The sequence below is a fragment of the Acinetobacter sp. VT 511 genome, from assembly GCF_001077515.1.
GTDB lineage: Bacteria > Pseudomonadota > Gammaproteobacteria > Pseudomonadales > Moraxellaceae > Acinetobacter > Acinetobacter schindleri.
The window spans coordinates 262,874-285,453 of the sequence record NZ_LFRE01000059.1; the positions used below are offsets into that span (position 1 = coordinate 262,874).

The window sequence follows — 22,580 nt, forward strand, 5'->3', positions numbered from 1 at the left end:
TCTCAATCAGGACAATAAGCTTTAAGCTTTATTGTCCTGATCACTCGATTCCCGAGAATCTTCTTTATTCACTTCTAGTGCCTGAGCAGCTGTTGCCTGGATATTAAAGCGATATTTGCACTTCAGGCAACGATAATCCAGAAACAGGTTGCGATCCACGGTTACACCAGCTTTTTTACCCAAGAAGTTACCGACTACACCACCAGTAATCCCAACACTAATTGCGCCAACGAAAGTCCCGACTGTTCCGCCGACAATTACACCAAGTGGGCCTGCCACAGTCCCGATCGCAGCACCAATCGACGCACCTGAAGCTGCGCCACCTACAGTTCCCGCCGTTGCGCCTGCAGAGGTCATGAGTAGACCGCCAATTTTTTTCAGATTTTGCTCATGATCACGTTGTTCAATATCTGTTGAGCCACATTTAGGACATTGCATAAGGTATTCCATCAATGATTGTTATGGGCTGATATTCAGCCTATTTATGATTTGTCATTTTGCCTAATCAGGTGGATATATGACAGCTCTACAGTATGTCTGTCTTATATTTTGATGTCAGGGACATTTCCTGCAAATTTGATTGTAGAGGAGATTTTGATAAGGCTTTGTATTTGTGCTGTAAATTATTTTATATCGAAATCCATCTTGGAATTCTTTTAAATTTTTAGCTGTCACATAATTTACAGATACTAAAAATAATATCTTCAAAGCATCTTTTCTATTTCTTATAAAAAATAATTTACTTGTCACCTTTTTACACTAAATAACATGACCATCATAAATTGAAATTAAGGACTGTTTAATAGAGGTATTAAGTATCTATATTGAGTATTTTGTTTTTAGATTTTTTAAGAAGTAAAAAAATGTATTTAGATAATAGCTTTCATATAATCGGTTAATTATATTTCTTAATAAAGTGATTTATTAAGAGTGATTAAAATATAAACTTTTATAAAATGAAAAATTATTAATAAATGATCGTAAAAATCACTATAAATATTTCCTCGATTAAAGTATTTTTTCTAATTTTATAAATACTTTTAAAATATTATTTTAAATATTTTTTAAAAAATAAATTTATAGTTTGAAAATATTTATAAAATATTTTTTATAAATAATAGAATTAATTAAAAATTCTATTTTAAATTAAAACAATAACTTGAATTTAATTAAAAATAAGAAAGTATGTGAATAATAATTAAATGTAATTTTTAAATTTTTATATGATCTAATTTTTGTCAGATAAATTAAATCTTAATTAAGCAGAAAACGAATAAACATACTAAATCAGAGGATACTAAAGGTATGAAAATATTGGTCATCAATGCGGGTTTATTGTGTTTGTTTTTTTTGAGCAACGCTTATGCTACATCAGATGAGTGGACTCAGCGCTGGAAAACATCACCTGCACGTTCTAATGAGCATCTGGCACAGGCAAATCTGATTGAACTCAGAGAGTCTGATTATTATGAAAGTTTTGGAAAAGCAAGGACTACCGTATATAACACCTCTTCAAATTCTATCGGCACTGTGAATACTCCAACCAATAATATTACGGTGGAGGGCTCAGATAATGGTGTAAATATTTCCAGTGAATTATTCAATGAAGCTCCAGTGAGTTCTAATTCCAATCGGAATTCACCACGTTGCCCAAATGTGAGTAATCAGCCGGGAGAAACACTATGCTGAATTTCCCGTATGGAAGGTCTTTATCTTCCGCCGGTATCATTTTGATTTTTACTCAATCCTTGACAGGATGTACCGGCCTGGCATCTTCAAATTCAAAGCCGGTAGAGCTGGTACAAGGTCCGCCAATTACTGATATTTTTACTCCATTTGATATGGCCTTATCTTGCTTAAAGGGGCAATTACGCAATGACATCAGCTTTTCTGTAGGTGCAATTTTAGACCAGACAGGTAAAGATGTCGTAACCAATGGTGGTAGTGGAAAAATGGTGACCCAAGGCGCAGGAGATATGGTGCAATCTGCCTTATTTCAGTCTGGGGTCAGTGTAATGAACCGGCGTGATCCTCGTATTATTGAGAGTGAGGCCAAGTGGGGGATTCGTGATCCAAGACAAATCCAGGCCTCTGATTATTATGTGACAGGCAGTATTAATAGCCTGGATTTTATTCCAGGTGGCGGGTTGGACATGCAGATTGCAGGTGTTGGACCGAATTACAGTCAAACCCGAATTATAGTGGGTTTGGATCTATCCCTAACTGATACACGCAGCAGTAAAGTTGTCGCGAATGTCTCATTACAGAAACAGATTGCTGCACAGGATTATGGTATCAGCGCTGGAAGATTTACCGGTCGTACCTTATTAAATATTCAGATCGGAAAAGGTGAGCGTGAAGCGACGAATTTTGCTTTACGTCAGATGTTGAATCTGGCCACTTTTGAATTACTGAGCCAGGTCGTTCCACCACCAGTATTCGAGAAATGTCGTGCAGAAATTCCACCAGAATTTGGACGTTTAAACTTAACCCGAAGTTCGGTGGCTTTGCATAAGTATAAGAAAAATCAGCAACAAAATAATCTAGATTCAAGTATCCCGGTTCAGGAATTAACCTCAGACGATATTCAGCAATCTCAAGAGAAAAACAAATCTACCAATACACCGAGTAAAGATACCAAAGCACCAAAAAACAAAGAATCCGAGGTAATCCAAAATCCTGATCCAGAACCTGAAATAAGTAAACAGGATCTCATTAAATATATCAGTAAAAAACACTCTCCAGACTCTTCAGACAAAATGCTAGAGGAAAAAGAGAAGCAGGAAAAAAACAGCAAAGAAAAAGACGAGGAGAAAACATCCATGCTGTGGGATGCCAATCCTGAAGTTGTTGAAAACTATTGGTCAAGCACATTGCGTGATTAATAGTTTCATAAGTGGGCTCGCTCCCATTAGTAAAAGAAGTACTTAGCGAGGAGTGCTTCAAAACTAGAAAAGGAAAAACAAAGATGAAAAACACGATCAAAACAATCGCTTTATCCGTCACCTTCCTGTCTGGTGCAGGTATGGCATATGCTCAAGACACAAATGTAGAGGTAGATACCGGTTTACAGGCATCTCTGGATGCAATTTCCCAGCAGGTCGAAAATGGATCTGCCCTGAATCTGGCTGTCAATAGTGCTGATATTAATGCAAGTGTTAATACAGAGGCTTATGCCAATTTAGGATCAGATCTTGGAACAGATACTCAAGATGTGGTCAATTCAGTTGAAAATACAATTGAAACTACAGCAATGGGTGCAGCTAATACAGGTAGTATTGAAATCGCGCAAGGTAGCTTGAGTACAGTGACTTCAAATACACTTAATGAAACCCTAGATTGGGCATATACTGATGTAACTGGTGAAATCAATAACGAAACAATTGGAGAAGATATTTCGGAGAGTACAACGAGTGCGGATATTTCAGATACATTGAGCACAACGCTGGATAGGACTTTTGATGAGGAAGTTAATAAAACTTTAAGCAATTATAGTGTAGCGAATATTGCTTATAATGCTGGAGCAGTTGATGCCTCTGTAAGTGCAATTGCAGAAGGTGTAGATAATAGTGTGGCCAACACCATTACTACTACTGCGATTGGTGCTGTAAATACTGGAAGTATTACTGTTACAGTAGGACAATAATATAACTGTGCTTGATTTTTTTACAGGTCTAACTATTGGCAGATAGTTAGGCCTCTTATTTTATATAAAAATTTTTAAAAAAATTGTCTACTTGTCGGAAAGTAAAGCAATTTCTATTAATGATTATTTTTTAATTGAAATTTTTTAGGAAAAAACGAAGCAATAGAAGAATATAGTTGTCTTAAAAATATTTCAATTCAAGAAAACGGATATAAAAAAAGAGCACCTCAGTACTCTTCTTTAATTTAATTCGAGAAATTTTAGTCTTGAACAAATTCAACCGTACCATTTGCTAGTGATTTCACACGCGCTAATGATTCTACGCGATAACCTTTTTCAAGCAGAATGTCACGGCCCGGCTGGAATGATTTTTCAATCACGATACCAATACCCACGACAGATGCTTCTGCTTGGTGAATCAGGTCTGCCAAGCCAAGAGCCGCTTGACCATTTGCAAGAAAGTCATCAATTACCAGTACTTTATCAGCAGCGTTGATGTGCTTTTTAGAAATTGCAATGGTACTTTCAGTTTGCTTGGTGAAAGAAAATACCTTAGAGCGATACAGATCATCTTTCAGAGTTAATGATTGATATTTGCGTGCAAAGATCACTGGAACACCCAGCTCAAGGCCAGCCATTACAGCAGGTGCGATCCCTGATGCTTCAATAGTGATGATTTTAGTGATACCAGCATCTTTAAATAGACGCGCAAATTCCTGACCAATTTGCTGCATCATAACAGGATCGATTTGATGATTTAAGAAAGAATCAACTTTCAAAACTTCTTCAGATAGAACGATACCTTCAGCTAAGATTTTCTGTTCTAGTGCGTGCACGGGAGAATCCTCAAGACCAGATGCTTTTTCAAGCAAAAGCGTATTTTAAAAAGCACCCGGAAAAAATCAAGCATAAATCGTTAAAAATGCTTAGTTCGTTGGACCTTTATAGCCAGTGAGTAACAAACCATAGGAAGTTTTCTTATCGACATGCGCTACCTTGACTGGTAAATAATCAAGTTTTGGGGCTAACCAGAAGATGGTTTCGCGTCCTGGCTTGTCATGTTTCATTACGACTTTCATGGTGCTAAAGGTGCCGTAATTGGTTCTGATATTTTCTGTACCTTGCTTAACAAATTTACGTGTTTCCAGTTCTTTAGCATCTGCAATGTAATAATTGCTTTTTAAACCAGAAGCTTTTAGGTCTTCACGGATCTGTAACTCGGCATTTAATTCATCCAAGGCACCATCTCTCCAGGCAAATGAACGTGCCTTGTCATCTTTTTTAGTATGAATAGTTTTAGAAGACGGATTGAACTTGATACTCATGGTATTGTTATTAACCAATACCTTACTGCTACGGCTAAAATTGCTAGAATTAATCTTGCCATTATTAAAAGTAAAATGACTAGTTTCTGTTGCAGAAGCAATCGCGGCAGCCTTGGCTGCAAATACATAAGTCCAGTTATTACCTGACTTAGTTAAGGTTCGTGTTGCTGATCCCATGTTCTTACCATTATAGCTAAACTGATAAGTCGCCTGGAATGGGCTCATGGCAAACGCTTGACTGGACATGCCTGTGAATACCAGTGCTGTAGTCAGTCCTGCAGTCATACCAATAGTTTTAATTAAGTGTTGTGCCATAAGTGAATTTTCCTGTATGAAAGGGCAGTCAGTCACTTCTGCCAAGCTTTTATTATCAGACTAAAATGTGGAGGGAGAATGAACTGATAAAATTCGCAGAAGTGTATCATTCATGTCATTTTTTTCATTGTTGTTTCATAACTTAAACACTTTACGAATCTTGTTTCTGCTTGATCGGTGTGACCTGATTTTCACTGAATTCATCTGTATCATCCCAGCTTTCTTCTTTTTCTTGAGACAGCTTTCTGAACAAGGCTGCTAGATTCACATTTCCAATAACGACCAGTTCAGCCTCACGTAATACAGCATGATTGACATGTACTTTAGACAAAGTATCAATCACTGATCGGCTTTTACCGAGCCAGCGGTTAAGATCTAAATGTAGTAGGTCATCAACAACTTTAATTACACCCAGCTTTTCCAGAATCATACCGAGAGGATCTTTATTCAGGATACGCTGATAGAAAAATAGGGCACAACGTACGCCAATTTTATAGAACACATTTGGGTATTTAGCATCAATTACTTGGGTATCGCTAATCTGTTCAAAAACAATCAGCTGGCGGTCTTTATTCAGTTCCATCTGTACCAGTTTCAGGTCAACAGACAGAGTAATGACCATGCCATTGTAATCAAGTGTTGCATATAAGCGTAACCAGTCATCATGCAGATCCGCATGCAGATCTTTTAAGGCTTTGACGTTATCAGTCACAAAACGCTGAAAAGTTGCATTCAAAAATACCTGAGAGAGGGGAAACTCGCGTTCATCTTCAATAAACCCTTCCGCCTTCTGATACACCTGGCGAATGCGTCTGGAAATATTGGAAATGATGGTTTGCATATGGAAGCATCCTGGCAACTATATTTTTGATAGCATGTATCTTGTCGAAAAGTATAAAAAATACAAGAGCGTGTGCTTGCAGTTTAGCAAAATAAATTGCACCATTTTTAGTGTTTTGTTTATACAACGTAGAAGATTTGATATAGCTCTCACTATCTACTCAAAGTGAAAGATATATCAATATTTGTATATTGAAAAATTTTCTTTGCAAGATATTAAGGATAAAGGCTCCTGGCTGAGCCTGAAAATGTGACTAGAATGACCCTGATGCCCTTGGTTAAATCATGGTGGAAAGATCCAATTTTTAGCAGTGCTGTAGGGATTGCTGCATTATTACATATCATGATTTTAATGCTGCAGTTTGGAATGCCATCGGAACAGGATACTTCGACCAAGGAAATTGCAGTTAGCCTGCGCGTCAGTAATGACAAAATCGAGCATGCCGATTTTCTTGCCCAGACAGATCAGCAAGGTTCCGGTCAGTTCCGTGAAGCGCATCGTATGTCCAGTGATGCTCCATTGCCGATGCCGGATCAGACAGCTGGAAAAGAGGCAATGCTTCAAAACAGCCAAGATATGCTGCAACAAAAACAAGAGTTGAGCTTTGAAGAAAAAGTTCTGATGACAACCCTAAGCTGGCAGAAACAGGCAGAAGAAAATCAGCGCAAGAAACGTCAGGAAGAACTCAACAGCCAGTTTCAAGCCAAAGCTGCTATGGTCGCGAGTCTGGAAGCTCAATATACGCAGCGCCAGAAAAACTTTAGCCGTCAGCAGAAAATTAAAACTGTTGACGGTATCCAAGCCAAGCAGGATGTATCTGCAGCTTATCTGGAAAAATTCCGTCAAAAAGTCGAATTTTATGGGAATCGTTTTTATCCTGAATCTCCCCGTATACAGCGCTTGGCGGGTGACGTCCGCTTAATGGTAATTCTGAATCAAAATGGGGGTATTCGAGCGATTCGATTGTTGGAATCTTCTGGTCATACTGTATTGGATGAAGCTGCTCGAACCTCATTACGTAAGGCTGCGCCGTTTGGTGCTTTTGATGCCAACATGAAAGATATTTCAGAATTACGAATTATCCGAACCTGGCGTTTTGATCCGGCAGAGGCAGAGTTTGAAGTGAGGTAAGAATTAGATTTATCTTGCAATGAATTTTTCTACTTTAAGTACTTCATCTAGACTTAATGACCAAAAAGTAGCTTGAATACTTTTTAAATCATAAGGCTGAGTACAGGCCGGAAAATTGTAGTCAAGATCGAAAATGTGCTGCCAACTTTGTTCAATTTCTCTTTGTAAATAATGGGGGAATTGCTCAAAGTTACTCTCTGTTAAATTGAGATCTTTTAACTTTTGTTCAAAGCGTTCATCTTGTAATTCATCGACAGCAATATAATATTGATAACAATAAGGGGAATGCCACAAGATGAAATCTGATAATAGAACCTCTCTGATCTTTTTTGAAGAGTAAGGCGTACGCCAGGTGTACCTTTGTTTAAGTGGCATGAATATCGTAAGTCTGGTTTTGCTTGTTGAATACATTCCATTGATACCATGCCCAAATTGGATAACATGTAGGAAAAGGTCTTTTACCAATTTTATGATCCATTTGTTTTCTTAACCACTCATAACCAGTTAAATATTCTGAATCAATTTCAGGACTTAGAGCTGCATAAACTATTTTTTCTTGAATTAGTGTTTTATAAAAATCTTAATGTTGTATAGTCCATAAAGTTATTTTTTGGGATTTTATTAACATATATAATTCTTCTAATTTTAAAAATATAAGTAAATTTATACAGTTATATATGACAAAAAAGCGAGCCGAAGCTCACTTTTTATAGTCGGAAAATTTTAGTCTCTTTCCAGATATGGATTTGCAAAACCGAATTTTGCCAGAATCTCGATCTCAATGCCTTCCATCTCTTCTGCATCTTCATCTGAAGTCTCATGATCATAGCCCATCAGGTGCAAGGTGCCATGAACCAGCATATGGGTAAAGTGAGTCAAAGGCGCTTTGCCTTGTTCAATGGCTTCACGCAATACCACTGGGATACAGATGACCAAGTCTCCAATCGGAAAAGCATCCAAAACTTCTGCCATTTCATCCGGAAGATCACTTGGAAAAGACAACACATTGGTGGGTTTGTCCTTTCCGCGATATTCCAGATTCAGTTTGTGGCTTTCATCATTGTCGACACAGGCAATACCAATTTCACAATCAATTTGCGTACCGATATGACGTAAAGCAGTTTCTACAACTTTCTTGATATAGGCACGCTTAATCACGAGTTCAGGTGCCTGAAAATCCTGTTGTAGACTAAGACTAAGTTTCAAAACAAATCCTTAAAAGTAAATATTAATGCTGGGCGTCAGCTGCCGCATCATTTTCAGCGACCAAAGCTTCCTGACGTGCTTTGCGTTCGGCACGTGCTTCGGCACTTAAACGTTGTTGTTCACTATCCCAGCCCTCATAGGCTTCAACGATTTTCTGAACCAGCTGATGACGTACCACATCACGGGAATGGAAGCGGGTGATATGAATCTCTTTCACATTTTCCAATACACGAAGTGAATGGGCCAAACCAGATTGCTGACCACGTGGCAAGTCGACCTGGGTCACGTCACCGGTAATCACTGCACGAGAGCCAAAGCCCAAGCGGGTCAAAAACATTTTCATCTGTTCAGGTGTCGTGTTCTGTGCTTCGTCCAGAATCACAAAGGAGTGATTCAAGGTACGACCACGCATATAAGCCAGTGGTGCCACTTCAATGATCTGACGTTCAATCAATTTGGCTACTTTTTCGAAACCCAGCATTTCATACAGGGCATCGTAAAGCGGACGTAAGTATGGATCGATTTTTTGTGACAGATCACCCGGCAGGAAGCCAAGTTTTTCACCGGCTTCTACCGCAGGACGTACCAAGAGGATACGCTGAATCTCATTACGTTCCAGCATGTCCACTGCAGCTGCTACCGCCAGATAGGTTTTACCTGTACCGGCAGGACCAATACCGAAAGAAATGTCACTTTGCAGAATGCGTTGTACATAACGTTTCTGGTTGGCACCACGTGGATTGATACGGCCTTTGCGAGTCTGCAGCCAGACATTGTCCAGACCAGTATGTTCCTGATCATGCAGGTTGTCCTGCAATTCACGGTCGGTTTGGCTGCCTTGGATCATCAGGTGCAGGGTATCTGCACTGATCTGACCGCTCTGTTCAGATTCTTCATGAAGTCGCTGTAGGAGCAACTCCGCTCTCTCAACGGCATCGATCTCACCATCAATAAAAAAGCTATCGCCTCGATGGGAAACTTTGACGTCTAAACGTTGTTCAATTTGCTTCAAATGACCGTTATAAGCACCGAGCATGCTCTGTAAACGGTCCATTGAAATTCCAGGAAAAGCTACTGTACGTCGAATCGCTGCTGTCAAAGAGAGTTCCTTATAGAGATAGGTTCTTATATCCCTACATTACGCCACGTCAGGCTCAAGATTCAATAGCTCACCGTAAACTAAATTGAGTGTTTTTATTTCAGTGATTTCAATCTCGGCAAAACGTCCAACCCATGCAGGATCACCGATAAATGTCACATAACGTGTGTTATCTGCGGTGCCTACCAGGACATTTGGATCCTTGTCAGAAACTTTTTCTATGAGAACACGTTGAATGGTGCCAAGCATCGCATCCGTTTTCTCAATACTGGATTGCTTGATCCATTTTTGAACTTTTGCCAGACGTTCTTTTTTCACCTGTTCAGGTGTAGTGTCTTCAAGTTCCGCAGCAGGCGTACCCGGACGTTTTGAATACACAAAGCTGTACGAATGATCAAAGTCCATATCTTTAATAAACTGATATGTTTCTTCGAAGTTGTCGTCGGTTTCACCCGGGAAACCAATAATGAAATCTGAAGATAAGTGCATATCCGGACGGACTTTACGGAGTTTGGCAATTTTCTCGATATAGACATCAATCGTATGGTTACGCTTCATCGCTTGAAGGACGTCATTGGAACCACTTTGTACTGGTAAATGCAGATGTGACACCATTTGTGGCAGGTCACGGTAGCATTGAATCAGGTCATCATTAAATTCGAGTGGATGCGACGTGGTATAACGTAAGCGGCCAATACCTGGAATTTCTGCAACTAAACGTAACAGATCGGCAAAAGTACAGATCTTGCCATCAAAGGTTTCACCACGATAGCCATTTACGTTCTGACCCAATAGTGAAATCTCACGTACGCCTTTTTCTGCCAGACCTGCAATTTCTGCCAGGACATCATCCAGCGGACGTGATACTTCTTCACCGCGGGTATACGGCACCACACAGAAAGAACAGTATTTTGAACAGCCTTCCATAATTGATACAAAGGCTTTATAACCTTCAACACGTGGTTCAGGCAGGAAGTCGAATTTTTCAATATCCGGGAAGGAAATATCGACCAGTTTAATTTTATCTTTCTTTGGCTTTTCTACTTGCTCAAAATGCTGATCCAGCATTTGCGGCAAACGGTGCAGGGTTTGTGGACCAAAAATCATGTCAACATAATTGGCACGTTTCTGAATGTTGTCACCTTCTTGTGAAGCAACACAGCCACCCACACCAATAATCAGATCCGGATTTTTTTCTTTTAGTTTGCGCCAGCGACCCAATTCAGAGAATACTTTTTCTTGTGCTTTTTCACGAATTGAGCAAGTATTCATCAGAAGAATATCTGCTTCTTTAGGGTCAGTGGTTAGCACATAGCCATGTGAGTCGCCCAAAAGGTCGGCCATACGATGACTGTCATACTCATTCATCTGACACCCTTGCGTTTCAATGTACAGTTTTTTGACTGTAGCATCGTGGGCTGGGGTGTGCGCTGGCTGGGTAACAGTGTTTTCTGAGGCAGCTGGGGCACTCTTCGGAATGAAGGTTTGAACCGTCATGAAGGCTCCTAGGGATAATACGTTTAAATTGTGAACGGACGACCTTATTAATCTGCGAATCAGGTCAATTAGAATTCAATTCACAGAATGAATTTTTTGGAAGTCGCATATTTTAGCAGGAAAGTCGCTTAAACTTATAGCCTTTATTGGTGGCCTGAAAATATTGATTTATGGACAGAAAATGTTTGAAAATTAATATTGCTGAATCATAAGGTTACATAAGAGAACAGTAGAGTCGGTCTAGAATTTATAAACTAGCACCGATGTTGAACAAAATTGTCTGGCACGAACTACATGATAGAAGTTAAGTTAATGTTGAAACAGATTATAAGTACACATAAATATTCAAGATTATTCACTGTAGGGATGGCCTGTCTGAGTTCAATGGGCGTTCAAGCTGCCGAAGAACAATTTAATGACGCACTCACTGCGGCAAATGCTGGAAATATTGAATTATTACAACAGTATCGTGCAGCCATGCAAAATGATGCCTTGGGTTACTACCCGGAATACTGGATTCTGAATCAAAATCTTGGCATGCAGCCGGCTAGTCAGATTATTAATTTTGCCCAGCGTTATCCGCAATCTGCCATGGCAGAGAAGCTGGCAGCAGACTATGTTGAAGAAAAAGTAAAGCAGGCCGATTTTTCAGCAGCACAGCCAGTCTTGCAATATGTGACCAATCCAGATCAGGCAGAAAGCTGCGCGATTGCTCAGGTACGTGCCAAAAGTGGTGATCCTCTGGTCTATGCCGAATATAAAGATGTCTGGCTGACCACCAATTCTCAACCGGAATCCTGTGCCGGTTTAGGTCGAATGATGCTGTCCAGTCCCTTATTAACCATTGAAGACCGTCAGCAACGACTCTGGACACAATTGCGTGCCGGTCAGTCTGGACAGGCGATTGCGACCGCCCAGAGTATCGGCCTCAACCTTTCTTTGGCGCAGCTTAATAGCATTCAGGCCAATCCGACAGCCTATTTATGGACGGCACCCAAAGCGACCACTGCTGATCATGCTTATCTGGTTTATGCCATGGGGCGACTGGCGGATAGTGATCTGAATACAGCATTTTCGAGTGTGCGACGTACTGCTGAAGGCACTCCTGAACAGATCCAAAAAGCTTTGTACCGTGTAGTCGGCTATATCGGTGGCACCACGGTGATGAAAAACAACTTTAATCGTGAAGTCCTGAATTATCTGGATCTGAGTTATGGCCTGCCATTTAGTCCGGAAGAAGCAGAAATTTATGCACGTCAGGCGATTCGCTTTAGCGCTTGGGAAAGTCTGATTCGGGCGATTGATGCGATGAGTGTGACCCAGAAACAGGAAGACCGCTGGCAATACTGGCTGGCTCGTGCAAGTGAACAGCGCTCAGACCGAGCATCAAAAAAAGCAGCTGAAGATATTTATCGAAAACTGGCCACTGGTGATGATTATCATAACCTGCTGGCACGTGACCGCTTAGGACAGTTAACCTTAGGTACGCCGAAATCCGCACAGCCTTCTGCTCAGGCCATGCAACGCCTGAATCAGGATATTCATTTCCGCCGTGCTTTTGCCTTGCGTAATATCAATGCTTCAGCTGCGTATGTAAACCGTGAATGGAACTGGGCCGTGCGTCAGGCTTACTTGAAACATGATGATGATCTACTGCTTGCCGCAGCGAAACGTGCGCATGATATGGGCTGGCATGACCGTGCTATTTATGCTGCAGATCGTACAGTGAATAAGCACAACTATGATTACCGTTTCCCAATGCCATATCGAAATTATGTGGTCAGCCATAGCCAGAATGCCAGTGTTGATCCGGCATGGGCTTATGGTTTGATGCGTCAGGAAAGCCGATTTAATACTGTGGCGCGTTCACATGTCGGGGCAGGTGGCTTGATGCAGATCATGCCAGATACGGCCAAACTGGTCGCGCGTCAGATGGGCGAAACCTATAATCCGGCAGCATTAAGCGATATGAATACCAATATTCGTTATGGCACCTTCTATTTGTCTACGATTCAACGCCAGCTCAGCAACAGTCCTGTTTTAGCAACGGCAGGTTATAATGCCGGACCGAATCGTGCACGCCGTTGGCAGCCAGACGTCCAGAATCTAGCAGCAGATCAGTACACGGAAACCATTCCTTTATTAGAAACACGAGATTATGTGAAACATGTCATGACCAATGCGACACATTATGGCATCCTATTGGGCCAGGGAGCACAATCAATCGGGAAACGTATGCAAGCAATTCCGCTACGTAGTACACAATAAAAATTAATGATTTAGGGATAGTGAATTATTCATGAAGTTAATGAATAGTCGTCGAGTATCAGTATGGCTTTCTGCTTGTATAGTCGCAGGAGGAAGTTTTCCTGCGCTTGCGGCACCGACGGGCTATATCATGGATGTGCAGATGGTTCCCGCACTTTGCAGTCTGTATCCTGAATTGGCCAAAAAGCGAAAATGTCTGGAAGGTTATTCCTTGAATATCTCCGGCTTATTTCCTGAAACCAGTCAACAGGATTGCAGCACGCAGACTTCATCCGCACTTCCACCTTTACAAGCCAAGGTGGTTGCTCGTGTCATGCCGGACGAGGCTTCACGGGCACGCTTATGGCAGAGTATTGGAGGGTGTATTCCCATGAGTGCCAGCCAGTATTTTCGGACCATTATTAATTATGCGGATCGTCTGAAAGTACCACAGGAACTGACAGACCAAGAAAACATGGTCATGTCGATTAATACATTGCGTACAAAATTCCTTAAGATTAATCCGCAATTACCCGCCAGCGGCATCCGGTTTAACTGCCAGACCAACCGTAGTGTCAGCCTGCTGACTGCGGTTAAGGTGTGCTATCGCAGCAATGGCCAATATAAGCAATGTCCGAGCAGTATAGTAAATACCTGCCCTCAGAACATTACAATTAAAGGTACATACTAAGCTTTTCAGCCAAATTAATTTATATTTCCTATCAGACTTTTGTTGGAATTCATTCGCTTTTACATGCATCTCCGAAAGGATTGGAGTACAATCTTTGCCGTTTATGATTATTAAGATTAGATAGAACAGCTATTTAATCCGCATTGACTATCCTCTCAATTGGAGATAATTACATGAAGCAACCTGTTCGCGTTGCCGTTACTGGCGCTGCTGGTCAAATTGGTTACAGCCTATTATTCCGTATCGCTAGCGGTGAAATGTTGGGTAAAGACCAACCAGTTATTCTTCAATTATTAGAAATTCCTGTTGAGAAAGCTCAACAAGCGCTTAAAGGCGTGATGATGGAACTTGACGACTGTGCTTTCCCATTATTGGCAGGCATGATCGGTACTGATGATCCTAAAGTTGCATTCAAAGATGCTGACTATGCATTGTTAGTAGGTTCTCGTCCACGTGGTCCTGGTATGGAACGTGCTGACCTTCTTAAGGTAAACGGCGAAATCTTTATCGGTCAAGGTCAAGCACTGAACGAAGTTGCTAGCCGTGACGTTAAAGTGCTTGTTGTGGGTAACCCTGCGAATACAAATGCTTACATCGCAATGAAATCTGCGCCAGATCTTCCAGCGAAAAACTTCACAGCAATGTTACGTCTTGACCACAACCGTGCGTTGACTCAACTTGCGCAAAAAGCGGGTGTTGCAGTTTCTGACATCGAAAACATGACTGTTTGGGGTAACCACTCTCCAACGATGTATGCTGACTACCGTTTTGCAAACGTAAACGGCGAAAGCTTGAAAGACAAAATCAACGATGCTGCATGGAACAAAGACGTATTCCTTCCAACAGTTGGTAAACGTGGTGCTGCGATCATTGAAGCACGTGGTCTGTCTTCTGCTGCTTCTGCTGCAAACGCTGCAATCGATCATATGCGCGATTGGGCTCTTGGCACTAACGGCAAATGGGTAACGATGGGTATTCCTTCTGACGGTTCTTATGGTATCCCTGAAGGCGTAATGTTCGGTTTCCCTGTAACGACTGAAAACGGTGAATACAAAATCGTTCAAGGTCTTGAAATCGACGAATTCAGCCGTGAACGTATCAATGTTACATTGAACGAACTTGAAGAAGAGCGCGCAGCAGTGGCTGACATGCTTAACTAATTTAGTCTTTTAAGATTAAATAAAAAAAGCACTCCAAATGGAGTGCTTTTTTTATTTCAGAATATCCTAAGAACAAAAAATAACATCCTGTCAAAGAGCGACAACTGAACTTTGTATATAAGTCGTTTAATTTGTAAGCAGAGTCATCAATAAAAGAGGAGGTACTGAGATGTTAGAGCAGCGACCTACCATGGAAGTTTTTTTTGAGCAACTCGGCTTGGATTCAAGCCCTGAAGCAATCGATGAATTTATCAGAACCCATCAGATCGGGATGGATGTGCCATTACATAAAGCACCTTTTTGGACCAAGAACCAACATGACTTTCTAATTGGGCATTGGAAGCAAGATGATGATTGGGCCATTTTTGTCGATGTACTGAATGAACAATTGCATATAGAAGCAGAGGGTTCAGGTACTTGTGATCTGCCGACCTCCTCACATCCTTGAACGTTAAAAAACTAGCAGCAAATTATTTTTTATTTCTATTACGGAGCAATCAAATGGTATTGGAACAGCAACCTACTTTAGAATTATTATTTGAACAACTCGGCCTGCCAGCAGACGAAAGGTCGATTGATGAATTTACCCGCACCCATCAGCTTCCATCTGAAGTTATTCTGCCAGACGCGGAATTTTGGAGTGAGGGGCAGAGTGCATTTCTTCGTGAACATTGGCATCAAGATGATGAATGGATTGTAATTATTGATAAGCTCAATCAATTACTGCATGTAGAGAGTGACAAGCAAAGCGCTTAGTCCACTTTTATACAAAAAGATACAAACAAACCTAGTCACAGGACTAGGTTTTTTTTGTCTTATCTTATAAGTTAGTTGTATAAAGAATTACAAATTAACTGATATAAGGAGGGCGAGATGCTCGGAACAATGCAACCATCCTTACCCCTATTATTTTCGCAACTTGGTTTGCCGAATAGTCCTGCTGCCATTGAGCTATATGTACGTACTCATCAGTTACCTAAGGAAATCTCATTGCATGATGCGCATTTCTGGAATAAAGCACAGCGTTCATTGTTAATTAGTCATTTGGTGCAGGACGATGACTGGGCAATTTGGGTTGATGAACTGAATCAACAGTTACACTTAGATGCCGATCGCCGTCGACTGGCTTAAGAAAATAAAACTAGTTATAAAAAATGCCTCATTCATGAGGCATTTTTTATGAGAATAATTTCGCAGTTTTAATGCATCCGGCTGTGTAGAATTTGAATAAACCAGTCCTGTTGACGGTATTCTTCAAATGCTGGATGTTGATCTACCAGTTCCAGATCAAAATTGTTCAATTTACTGTATTTATTTAACCAGTGACGGGTCATAGCCGGTTCTTTTTTGCTTGCTGAGGCATATGCCAGGAAGAAATAGATATCTGCATGCTCATAACGGCTCATCGGTTTTAAAATCTGCTGGGTAATCAGTGCATAGCGATTTTCTTTTGTGAGTTCAAAATAGATCATGTAGGCTTTAGCCAAATGCAATGACAGATTGATATACAGATCGAGAGGCATTTCTTCAAACTCGATTCGGCCTTGTTCCAGCAGAACAATCGCTTCTTGCAGGAAATGTACCTGTTCCTGACGTAACTGACTGATCGCTACCAGTTGCAGGCGAAGGTCAGCCCGTTCAAGCGCCAGCTCAGGGGTATTGCCATTTAAAAATAGCTGATCTGTTTCACCAATGCGTGCAATGATCTCTTTGGTGGTTGGTCGCATGAACGCAGTCCTCGTGTCTTAATGATTGGTATATGAGGATGATTGTCTGCTTTTAAAGACTAGATTAAAGAGGTATCTGAGCGTAACCACGCGGTAATGGATAAACGTTGATGTTTGGCTACTAATACTTCGTGCAATAAGTCACTTTGGAAGAATGCTAAACGGTTGGGCTTAGGTGAAATCGTATGCCACTGTCCATTTTTATCTTGTAAATGTAGTTCACCCCCCCAGTCATCTTGCCATTCTTCATGCAGATAATATACCGAGGAAATCATACGGCCATTCTTACCTTGCGGGTTATCGCGGTGAAGAGCATAGAATTCACCTGCGTTATAGCAGGCAAAATGTGCTTCGACATCTTTAATACCCAAATAAAATGCGCGGTTTAAAACTTGAGAAAATTGTTGCAGGGTTTCGGTATGTTGGTGAGAGATTTGAAATTTAGGTTGTAACCAAAGAATATGATCACTGCGGATGTTGCTTACTACGCCATTTTGAATCGCGGCATCACGAAATTCGTTTAAGTGACTTAGGCATTCTTGACTGACCGCATGTTGATATTCAATTGAATAAGCACCGTCAATAACACTAAAGCCATGTTGATCTAAATCATCTAAGATTTGATCAACATTCCAATCCCCTGGGATGACAACTGCTTCCATTTTTCAATTCTCGAGCGTGTGGTAAAAAAGGTTTGCTATTTTAGAGCAATAATCGTTTCTGAACGAATCAGTTTTTCATGTTAAAATAGCTATTGATCTTAGGAATAATTGAAACATGAATTATCGTCACCACTTCCATGCAGGCAACTTTGCCGATGTCATGAAGCACGTGTTATTGCTTCAGATTTTGTCTCGCCTTAATAATAAAGACAAGCCATATCGTTATATTGATACGCATGGCGGCGCAGGTAAATATGACTTGTCGACTTCAGAAGCGCAGAAGTCTGGTGAGTTCTTAAACGGTATTCATCGCCTGATTAAACTGGATGATTCGATTAAGCGCAATGCCCCTGAAGGCATACAGCAATATTTAAAAATTGTTGAAAAAATGCGTGAAAGTTTTGGTAAAGGCGCGTATCCGGGTTCCCCGTGGTTTGCCCTTGAAGGCATGCGTGAAATCGACAAAGCCACCATTTTTGAAATGCAGCGTGATGTCTTCCAGCAGCTTGATCAGAATATTTTTGACAAGCGTGCTGGTCTGCATGAGCGTGATGCTTATGAAGGTTTGCTCGCAGTCATTCCACCGAAAGAAAAACGCGGTCTGGTAATGATCGACCCGCCGTATGAGCTGGAACGTAAAGATTTCCCTCAGTTAGTCGAGTTGATTGCAGCAGCTTATAAAAAATGGCCGACAGGCGTATTTGCTGTTTGGTATCCAATTAAAGACCGTGCCATGATTGAGCGTTTCGAGAAAAAAATGTTCAAGACCGGTATTCGCCGTCAGCTGATCTGTGAAATATGTGTATGGCCAGACGACACTCCTGTTGGTTTAAATGGTTGTGGTCTGTTGGTGATTAACCCACCTTGGAAGTTCTCTGAAGATGCTGATGAAGCACTTCAATGGTTATTCCCGCATTTACGTATGCAGGAAACTGGTGGTCACGCCGCAGTTCGCTGGTTAGTAGGCGAATAATTTTTTAAAGATCAGGTCATAGCTAGGATCGACAAGAATGACAAATATAAGCAAACCGGAACGTGACTCTTCCACCGAAGCGCCTTTTGATGGCATCACCTTTGAGGTGGAAGAAGAAGAGCATACTCAGGAAGGGCAGAAAATTAAGCGTCGAGGTATCTATCTATGGCCTAACCTGATTACAACCGCAGCGTTGTTAGCAGGTTTTTACTCGATTATTGCCAGTATGAATGGCAATTTTCAGCAAGCCATTTATGCGATTTTTATTGCAGCATTACTTGATGGCCTAGATGGACGTGTTGCACGTGCCATTGGTGCGCAAAGTCCGTTCGGTGAACAGTTTGATTCGCTATCGGATATGCTGGCCTTTGGTGTGGCGCCTGCTATCTTGATGTACAGCTGGGGCTTAAGTGAGTTGGGCCGGATTGGTCTGGCGGCATGTTTTGTTTATACCGCTTGTGCCGCTTTCCGTCTGGCACGTTTCAATGTGCAGATCGGTGTGGTTGATAAACGCTACTTCATTGGCGTCGCGAGTCCACTTGCTGCCGTAATGATTATTTCGCTGGTCTGGGTCGGTTTAGATTTCCCGGAAATTTTCGATATTAAAGATTCAGTGGTTCAGATCATCAATGCCGTTGCGATTGTGATTACCGGTTTGCTGATGATCTCCAATATCAAATACTATTCTTTTAAAACGGTAGAGCGTAAACGAGTTCCATTTTTTGTCTTGCCAATTGCCGTATTTATCTTTGCAGCGATGACTTACAATATTCCGGTCGGGATTCTGGTTATCTCTGTAATTTATGCTTTGTCTGGTTTTGTTACAACTTTTATGGCGAAACGACAAGTGAGCTAGTATGCAGGAGAGTCTGATATGGCGTTTCTTCAGGATTTATTGGATCGTTCGAAACAGCTGAATCAGACTCCTGCTGCCCAAGCCGATCTGGCCTGTCACGGTCCTAATAAAAAATATAAATATATTCACCATCGTTTTGTTATTCCCAATCTGCCTGCGCCACTGCATTATTTCAATTTTTTTAGCATGATCGGTCAGCCGAATGTGCCGATGCTATGTAATCCCGATGCCATTCATACGGATGCCTTGGATACAGCAACGGTAATCTGTAGTACCAGTCCGCACATGGTCGGTCAGTTGAATCATTATTCCATCCAGAATGAGTGTCGCTTTGAAAGCTGTAACTTTAATTTTCATACACGTGAGCAATTGAGCAGTATATTTCCGGAATTTCATTTCACCCGCCAGGATGACGAGCTCAGTGTTGATCTGAAAATTAGAGCTATCGAGTTGATTACCCACTTTACCCAGCTTCGATTTTCTCTGGCTGATTATTGGTCGATTCCATGCTGGTGTGAAGGTGTCATTCAATATAAAGATCAACAATACCAAATCGAAAGTCTGGGTAGCTTTGAATATGCCCGTAGTTTCAAGTTTCCCTATTTGCCATTTGCTTTCTTGACTTATCAGATGATTAACCTGAGTCAAAACCGACAGATTATCCTGGTTCAGGTACGAGATAGCTTTAATAAGATTATTCAGTCACGCATTTACTATAAAGATTTGGAAAGCCAGCAGACCCAAATGCTGGATGAAAAGGTAATTTTTAAAGTGCATCGGGTCTATCCAAGTGTGACCACACCAAATGGCCAGAAAATGTATTTACCACGTGAATTCGAATGGCACTGTGAAAGTAAAGATGGAATTCAGATTTCAATTCAAGGACAAAGTCGAGGTGATTTTAAATTTGGTCTTGGGGCAGGCTATGTGGGTAGTTTTAGCTATCAGGTAAAGATTAATGATCAGCAAGAAAATGGGGAAGGGGGCTATATTGAATACATTGATTGCCGAGCTTTGCGCTTCCAGGAACTCAGCAAAGAAGAAAAAATATTAAGTAACGTGCCTGATTCTGTACCATTTTTAGTCAAAAGATAGAGAAAAAGCTGATTTCTGTAGAATAAATAAACAGACGGTGGTTTTTGTTGAAAAAGGGGGTTGCAAGCCCTCTGAAATACTGTAGAATGCACATCCATCGGCGGTGATGAAGATTAAAACTTCTGATAAAACAGTAACTTAGTTAAGATTGGTTGAGTTAGGTTTTATTTAGTAAGTTTAAAAATAATCTGATTTACTGGTTGACTTTCTAGAGATAGAGAGTAATATAGCCGACCTAGCTTGCTGCTGACGAAGTAGCAAGAAGATCATTAAGAGATTATGAAGAACAACTTGTGTGGATTTTTACTGGTTGATTGATCGAAATTATTTTCATTGATTGAATGGTAGAAATTACTCGAAGTTTATTTGAGAAATTGATGTCAGAAAATTGATGAGCCAGATTTGGTGTTTTGAATAAAGCACTATTGATTTTAAACTGAAGAGTTTGATCATGGCTCAGATTGAACGCTGGCGGCAGGCTTAACACATGCAAGTCGAGCGGGGAGAGGTTGCTTGGTAACTGACCTAGCGGCGGACGGGTGAGTAATGCTTAGGAATCTGCCTATTAGTGGGGGACAACGTTCCGAAAGGAACGCTAATACCGCATACGTCCTACGGGGGAAAGCAGGGGATCTTCGGACCTTGCGCTAATAGATGAGCCTAAGTCGGATTAGCTAGTTGGTGGGGTAAAGGCCTACCAAGGCGACGATCTGTAGCGGGTCTGAGAGGATGATCCGCCACACTGGGACTGAGACACGGCCCAGACTCCTACGGGAGGCAGCAGTGGGGAATATTGGACAATGGGCGCAAGCCTGATCCAGCCATGCCGCGTGTGTGAAGAAGGCCTTTTGGTTGTAAAGCACTTTAAGCGAGGAGGAGGCTCCTTTAGTTAATACCTAAAGTGAGTGGACGTTACTCGCAGAATAAGCACCGGCTAACTCTGTGCCAGCAGCCGCGGTAATACAGAGGGTGCGAGCGTTAATCGGATTTACTGGGCGTAAAGCGTGCGTAGGCGGCTTTTTAAGTCGGATGTGAAATCCCTGAGCTTAACTTAGGAATTGCATTCGATACTGGAAAGCTAGAGTATGGGAGAGGATGGTAGAATTCCAGGTGTAGCGGTGAAATGCGTAGAGATCTGGAGGAATACCGATGGCGAAGGCAGCCATCTGGCCTAATACTGACGCTGAGGTACGAAAGCATGGGGAGCAAACAGGATTAGATACCCTGGTAGTCCATGCCGTAAACGATGTCTACTAGCCGTTGGGGCCTTTGAGGCTTTAGTGGCGCAGCTAACGCGATAAGTAGACCGCCTGGGGAGTACGGTCGCAAGACTAAAACTCAAATGAATTGACGGGGGCCCGCACAAGCGGTGGAGCATGTGGTTTAATTCGATGCAACGCGAAGAACCTTACCTGGCCTTGACATACTAAGAACTTTCCAGAGATGGATTGGTGCCTTCGGGAACTTAGATACAGGTGCTGCATGGCTGTCGTCAGCTCGTGTCGTGAGATGTTGGGTTAAGTCCCGCAACGAGCGCAACCCTTTTCCTTATTTGCCAGCGGGTCATGCCGGGAACTTTAAGGATACTGCCAGTGACAAACTGGAGGAAGGCGGGGACGACGTCAAGTCATCATGGCCCTTACGGCCAGGGCTACACACGTGCTACAATGGTCGGTACAAAGGGTTGCTACCTCGCGAGAGGATGCTAATCTCAAAAAGCCGATCGTAGTCCGGATCGCAGTCTGCAACTCGACTGCGTGAAGTCGGAATCGCTAGTAATCGCGGATCAGAATGCCGCGGTGAATACGTTCCCGGGCCTTGTACACACCGCCCGTCACACCATGGGAGTTTGTTGCACCAGAAGTAGGTAGTCTAACCGCAAGGAGGACGCTTACCACGGTGTGGCCGATGACTGGGGTGAAGTCGTAACAAGGTAGCCGTAGGGGAACCTGCGGCTGGATCACCTCCTTAACGAAAGATTGACGATTGGTAAGAATCCACAACAAGTTGTTCTTCATGACGATGTATCTGAGGGTCTGTAGCTCAGTTGGTTAGAGCACACGCTTGATAAGCGTGGGGTCACAAGTTCAAGTCTTGTCAGACCCACCA

23 protein-coding genes, 1 tRNA gene and 1 rRNA gene are annotated in these 22,580 nt (G+C 41.8%); 15 read left to right on the forward strand and 10 right to left on the reverse strand.

Annotation, left to right across the window (positions count from 1 at the left end; all coding sequences use genetic code 11):
* Positions 1 to 21: 21 nt before the first annotated feature.
* Positions 22 to 450 (reverse strand): hypothetical protein, encoded by a 429-nt coding sequence (locus tag ACS72_RS08535; protein WP_167367454.1) that lies wholly within the window; start codon positions 448 to 450, stop codon positions 22 to 24.
* A gap of 855 nt (positions 451 to 1,305) precedes the next feature.
* On the opposite strand from ACS72_RS08535, the gene ACS72_RS08540 reads away from it, so the two are divergent.
* The 3 genes from ACS72_RS08540 to ACS72_RS08550 all read left to right on the forward strand — a co-directional run bounded on the left by ACS72_RS08540 (position 1,306) and on the right by ACS72_RS08550 (position 3,646).
* Positions 1,306 to 1,689: a hypothetical protein gene (locus ACS72_RS08540; protein WP_048881836.1), complete on the forward strand. Its 384-nt coding sequence runs from the start codon at positions 1,306 to 1,308 to the stop codon at positions 1,687 to 1,689.
* Positions 1,683 to 2,885, forward strand: coding sequence for a CsgG/HfaB family protein (locus ACS72_RS08545; protein WP_048881837.1), 1,203 nt, complete (start codon positions 1,683 to 1,685; stop codon positions 2,883 to 2,885). The genes ACS72_RS08540 and ACS72_RS08545 overlap by 7 nt, the downstream gene beginning before the upstream one ends.
* Positions 2,886 to 2,968: 83 nt before the next feature.
* Positions 2,969 to 3,646: a hypothetical protein gene (locus ACS72_RS08550; RefSeq protein ID WP_048881838.1), complete on the forward strand. Its 678-nt coding sequence runs from the start codon at positions 2,969 to 2,971 to the stop codon at positions 3,644 to 3,646.
* A gap of 260 nt (positions 3,647 to 3,906) precedes the next feature.
* Here the strand turns inward: ACS72_RS08550 and ACS72_RS08555 are convergent, their stop codons facing one another.
* The 3 genes from ACS72_RS08555 to ACS72_RS08565 all read right to left on the reverse strand — a co-directional run bounded on the left by ACS72_RS08555 (position 3,907) and on the right by ACS72_RS08565 (position 6,127).
* On the reverse strand, positions 3,907 to 4,482 hold the full coding sequence (locus ACS72_RS08555) for a xanthine phosphoribosyltransferase (protein WP_004809732.1): 576 nt from the start codon (positions 4,480 to 4,482) through the stop codon (positions 3,907 to 3,909).
* Positions 4,483 to 4,572: 90 nt separating this feature from the next.
* On the reverse strand, positions 4,573 to 5,286 hold the full coding sequence (locus tag ACS72_RS08560; RefSeq protein WP_048881839.1) for a DUF3108 domain-containing protein: 714 nt from the start codon (positions 5,284 to 5,286) through the stop codon (positions 4,573 to 4,575).
* 151 nt (positions 5,287 to 5,437) lie between these two features.
* Entirely contained in the window at positions 5,438 to 6,127 is a 690-nt protein-coding gene (locus ACS72_RS08565; protein WP_048881840.1) for a hypothetical protein, read from the reverse strand.
* A gap of 267 nt (positions 6,128 to 6,394) precedes the next feature.
* Between ACS72_RS08565 and ACS72_RS08570 the strand changes: the two genes are divergently transcribed.
* Positions 6,395 to 7,258 (forward strand): energy transducer TonB, encoded by an 864-nt coding sequence (locus tag ACS72_RS08570; RefSeq protein ID WP_212771687.1) that lies wholly within the window; start codon positions 6,395 to 6,397, stop codon positions 7,256 to 7,258.
* 9 nt (positions 7,259 to 7,267) lie between these two features.
* Here the strand turns inward: ACS72_RS08570 and ACS72_RS18705 are convergent, their stop codons facing one another.
* The 4 genes from ACS72_RS18705 to miaB all read right to left on the reverse strand — a co-directional run bounded on the left by ACS72_RS18705 (position 7,268) and on the right by miaB (position 11,060).
* Positions 7,268 to 7,633, reverse strand: a complete 366-nt coding sequence (locus tag ACS72_RS18705) for a DUF3841 domain-containing protein (protein ID WP_228156253.1) — start codon at positions 7,631 to 7,633, stop codon at positions 7,268 to 7,270.
* Positions 7,634 to 7,981: 348 nt separating this feature from the next.
* On the reverse strand, positions 7,982 to 8,464 hold the full coding sequence (gene ybeY / locus ACS72_RS08580) for an rRNA maturation RNase YbeY (RefSeq protein WP_048881842.1): 483 nt from the start codon (positions 8,462 to 8,464) through the stop codon (positions 7,982 to 7,984).
* A gap of 22 nt (positions 8,465 to 8,486) precedes the next feature.
* Positions 8,487 to 9,563: a PhoH family protein gene (locus tag ACS72_RS08585; RefSeq protein WP_048881843.1), complete on the reverse strand. Its 1,077-nt coding sequence runs from the start codon at positions 9,561 to 9,563 to the stop codon at positions 8,487 to 8,489.
* A 39-nt stretch (positions 9,564 to 9,602) separates the two neighbouring features.
* Positions 9,603 to 11,060: a tRNA (N6-isopentenyl adenosine(37)-C2)-methylthiotransferase MiaB gene (miaB, locus tag ACS72_RS08590; RefSeq protein ID WP_004809718.1), complete on the reverse strand. Its 1,458-nt coding sequence runs from the start codon at positions 11,058 to 11,060 to the stop codon at positions 9,603 to 9,605.
* Between the two features lie 366 nt (positions 11,061 to 11,426).
* On the opposite strand from miaB, the gene ACS72_RS08595 reads away from it, so the two are divergent.
* The 6 genes from ACS72_RS08595 (at position 11,427) to ACS72_RS08620 (ending at position 16,289) form a co-directional block, all read left to right on the forward strand.
* Positions 11,427 to 13,328 (forward strand): lytic transglycosylase domain-containing protein, encoded by a 1,902-nt coding sequence (locus ACS72_RS08595; protein ID WP_227499336.1) that lies wholly within the window; start codon positions 11,427 to 11,429, stop codon positions 13,326 to 13,328.
* Positions 13,329 to 13,359: 31 nt separating this feature from the next.
* Positions 13,360 to 13,998 carry a ribonuclease I gene (locus ACS72_RS08600; protein ID WP_034592366.1) on the forward strand — a complete coding sequence of 213 codons (639 nt, stop codon included), beginning with the start codon at positions 13,360 to 13,362 and terminating at the stop codon, positions 13,996 to 13,998.
* 173 nt (positions 13,999 to 14,171) lie between these two features.
* Complete coding sequence (locus ACS72_RS08605; RefSeq protein ID WP_004809714.1) at positions 14,172 to 15,158, forward strand: malate dehydrogenase; 987 nt, start codon at positions 14,172 to 14,174, stop codon at positions 15,156 to 15,158.
* A 169-nt stretch (positions 15,159 to 15,327) separates the two neighbouring features.
* Positions 15,328 to 15,606 carry a DUF2789 family protein gene (locus ACS72_RS08610; protein WP_004809710.1) on the forward strand — a complete coding sequence of 93 codons (279 nt, stop codon included), beginning with the start codon at positions 15,328 to 15,330 and terminating at the stop codon, positions 15,604 to 15,606.
* A gap of 53 nt (positions 15,607 to 15,659) precedes the next feature.
* Positions 15,660 to 15,914: a DUF2789 family protein gene (locus ACS72_RS08615; protein WP_004809708.1), complete on the forward strand. Its 255-nt coding sequence runs from the start codon at positions 15,660 to 15,662 to the stop codon at positions 15,912 to 15,914.
* A gap of 117 nt (positions 15,915 to 16,031) precedes the next feature.
* Positions 16,032 to 16,289 carry a DUF2789 family protein gene (locus tag ACS72_RS08620; protein ID WP_004809704.1) on the forward strand — a complete coding sequence of 86 codons (258 nt, stop codon included), beginning with the start codon at positions 16,032 to 16,034 and terminating at the stop codon, positions 16,287 to 16,289.
* A gap of 68 nt (positions 16,290 to 16,357) precedes the next feature.
* Here ACS72_RS08620 and ACS72_RS08625 read toward each other — a convergent pair whose 3' ends face one another.
* Positions 16,358 to 16,885, reverse strand: coding sequence for a hypothetical protein (locus tag ACS72_RS08625; RefSeq protein ID WP_008307094.1), 528 nt, complete (start codon positions 16,883 to 16,885; stop codon positions 16,358 to 16,360).
* Between the two features lie 59 nt (positions 16,886 to 16,944).
* A complete protein-coding gene (locus ACS72_RS08630) occupies positions 16,945 to 17,547 on the reverse strand; it encodes a 2OG-Fe(II) oxygenase (protein ID WP_008307096.1) in 603 nt (200 codons plus the stop codon).
* A gap of 115 nt (positions 17,548 to 17,662) precedes the next feature.
* On the opposite strand from ACS72_RS08630, the gene ACS72_RS08635 reads away from it, so the two are divergent.
* The 5 genes from ACS72_RS08635 to ACS72_RS08655 all read left to right on the forward strand — a co-directional run bounded on the left by ACS72_RS08635 (position 17,663) and on the right by ACS72_RS08655 (position 22,580).
* Positions 17,663 to 18,520, forward strand: coding sequence for a 23S rRNA (adenine(2030)-N(6))-methyltransferase RlmJ (locus tag ACS72_RS08635; protein ID WP_004809698.1), 858 nt, complete (start codon positions 17,663 to 17,665; stop codon positions 18,518 to 18,520).
* Positions 18,521 to 18,557: 37 nt separating this feature from the next.
* Positions 18,558 to 19,376: a CDP-diacylglycerol--serine O-phosphatidyltransferase gene (gene pssA / locus ACS72_RS08640; RefSeq protein ID WP_004809697.1), complete on the forward strand. Its 819-nt coding sequence runs from the start codon at positions 18,558 to 18,560 to the stop codon at positions 19,374 to 19,376.
* 18 nt (positions 19,377 to 19,394) lie between these two features.
* The gene (locus ACS72_RS08645) at positions 19,395 to 20,471 is read left to right on the forward strand and encodes a DUF6670 family protein (protein WP_008307097.1); all 1,077 of its coding nucleotides are present in this window, start codon (positions 19,395 to 19,397) and stop codon (positions 20,469 to 20,471) included.
* 433 nt (positions 20,472 to 20,904) lie between these two features.
* Positions 20,905 to 22,442, forward strand: a 16S ribosomal RNA gene (locus tag ACS72_RS08650).
* Positions 22,443 to 22,503: 61 nt separating this feature from the next.
* A tRNA-Ile gene (locus ACS72_RS08655) sits at positions 22,504 to 22,580 on the forward strand.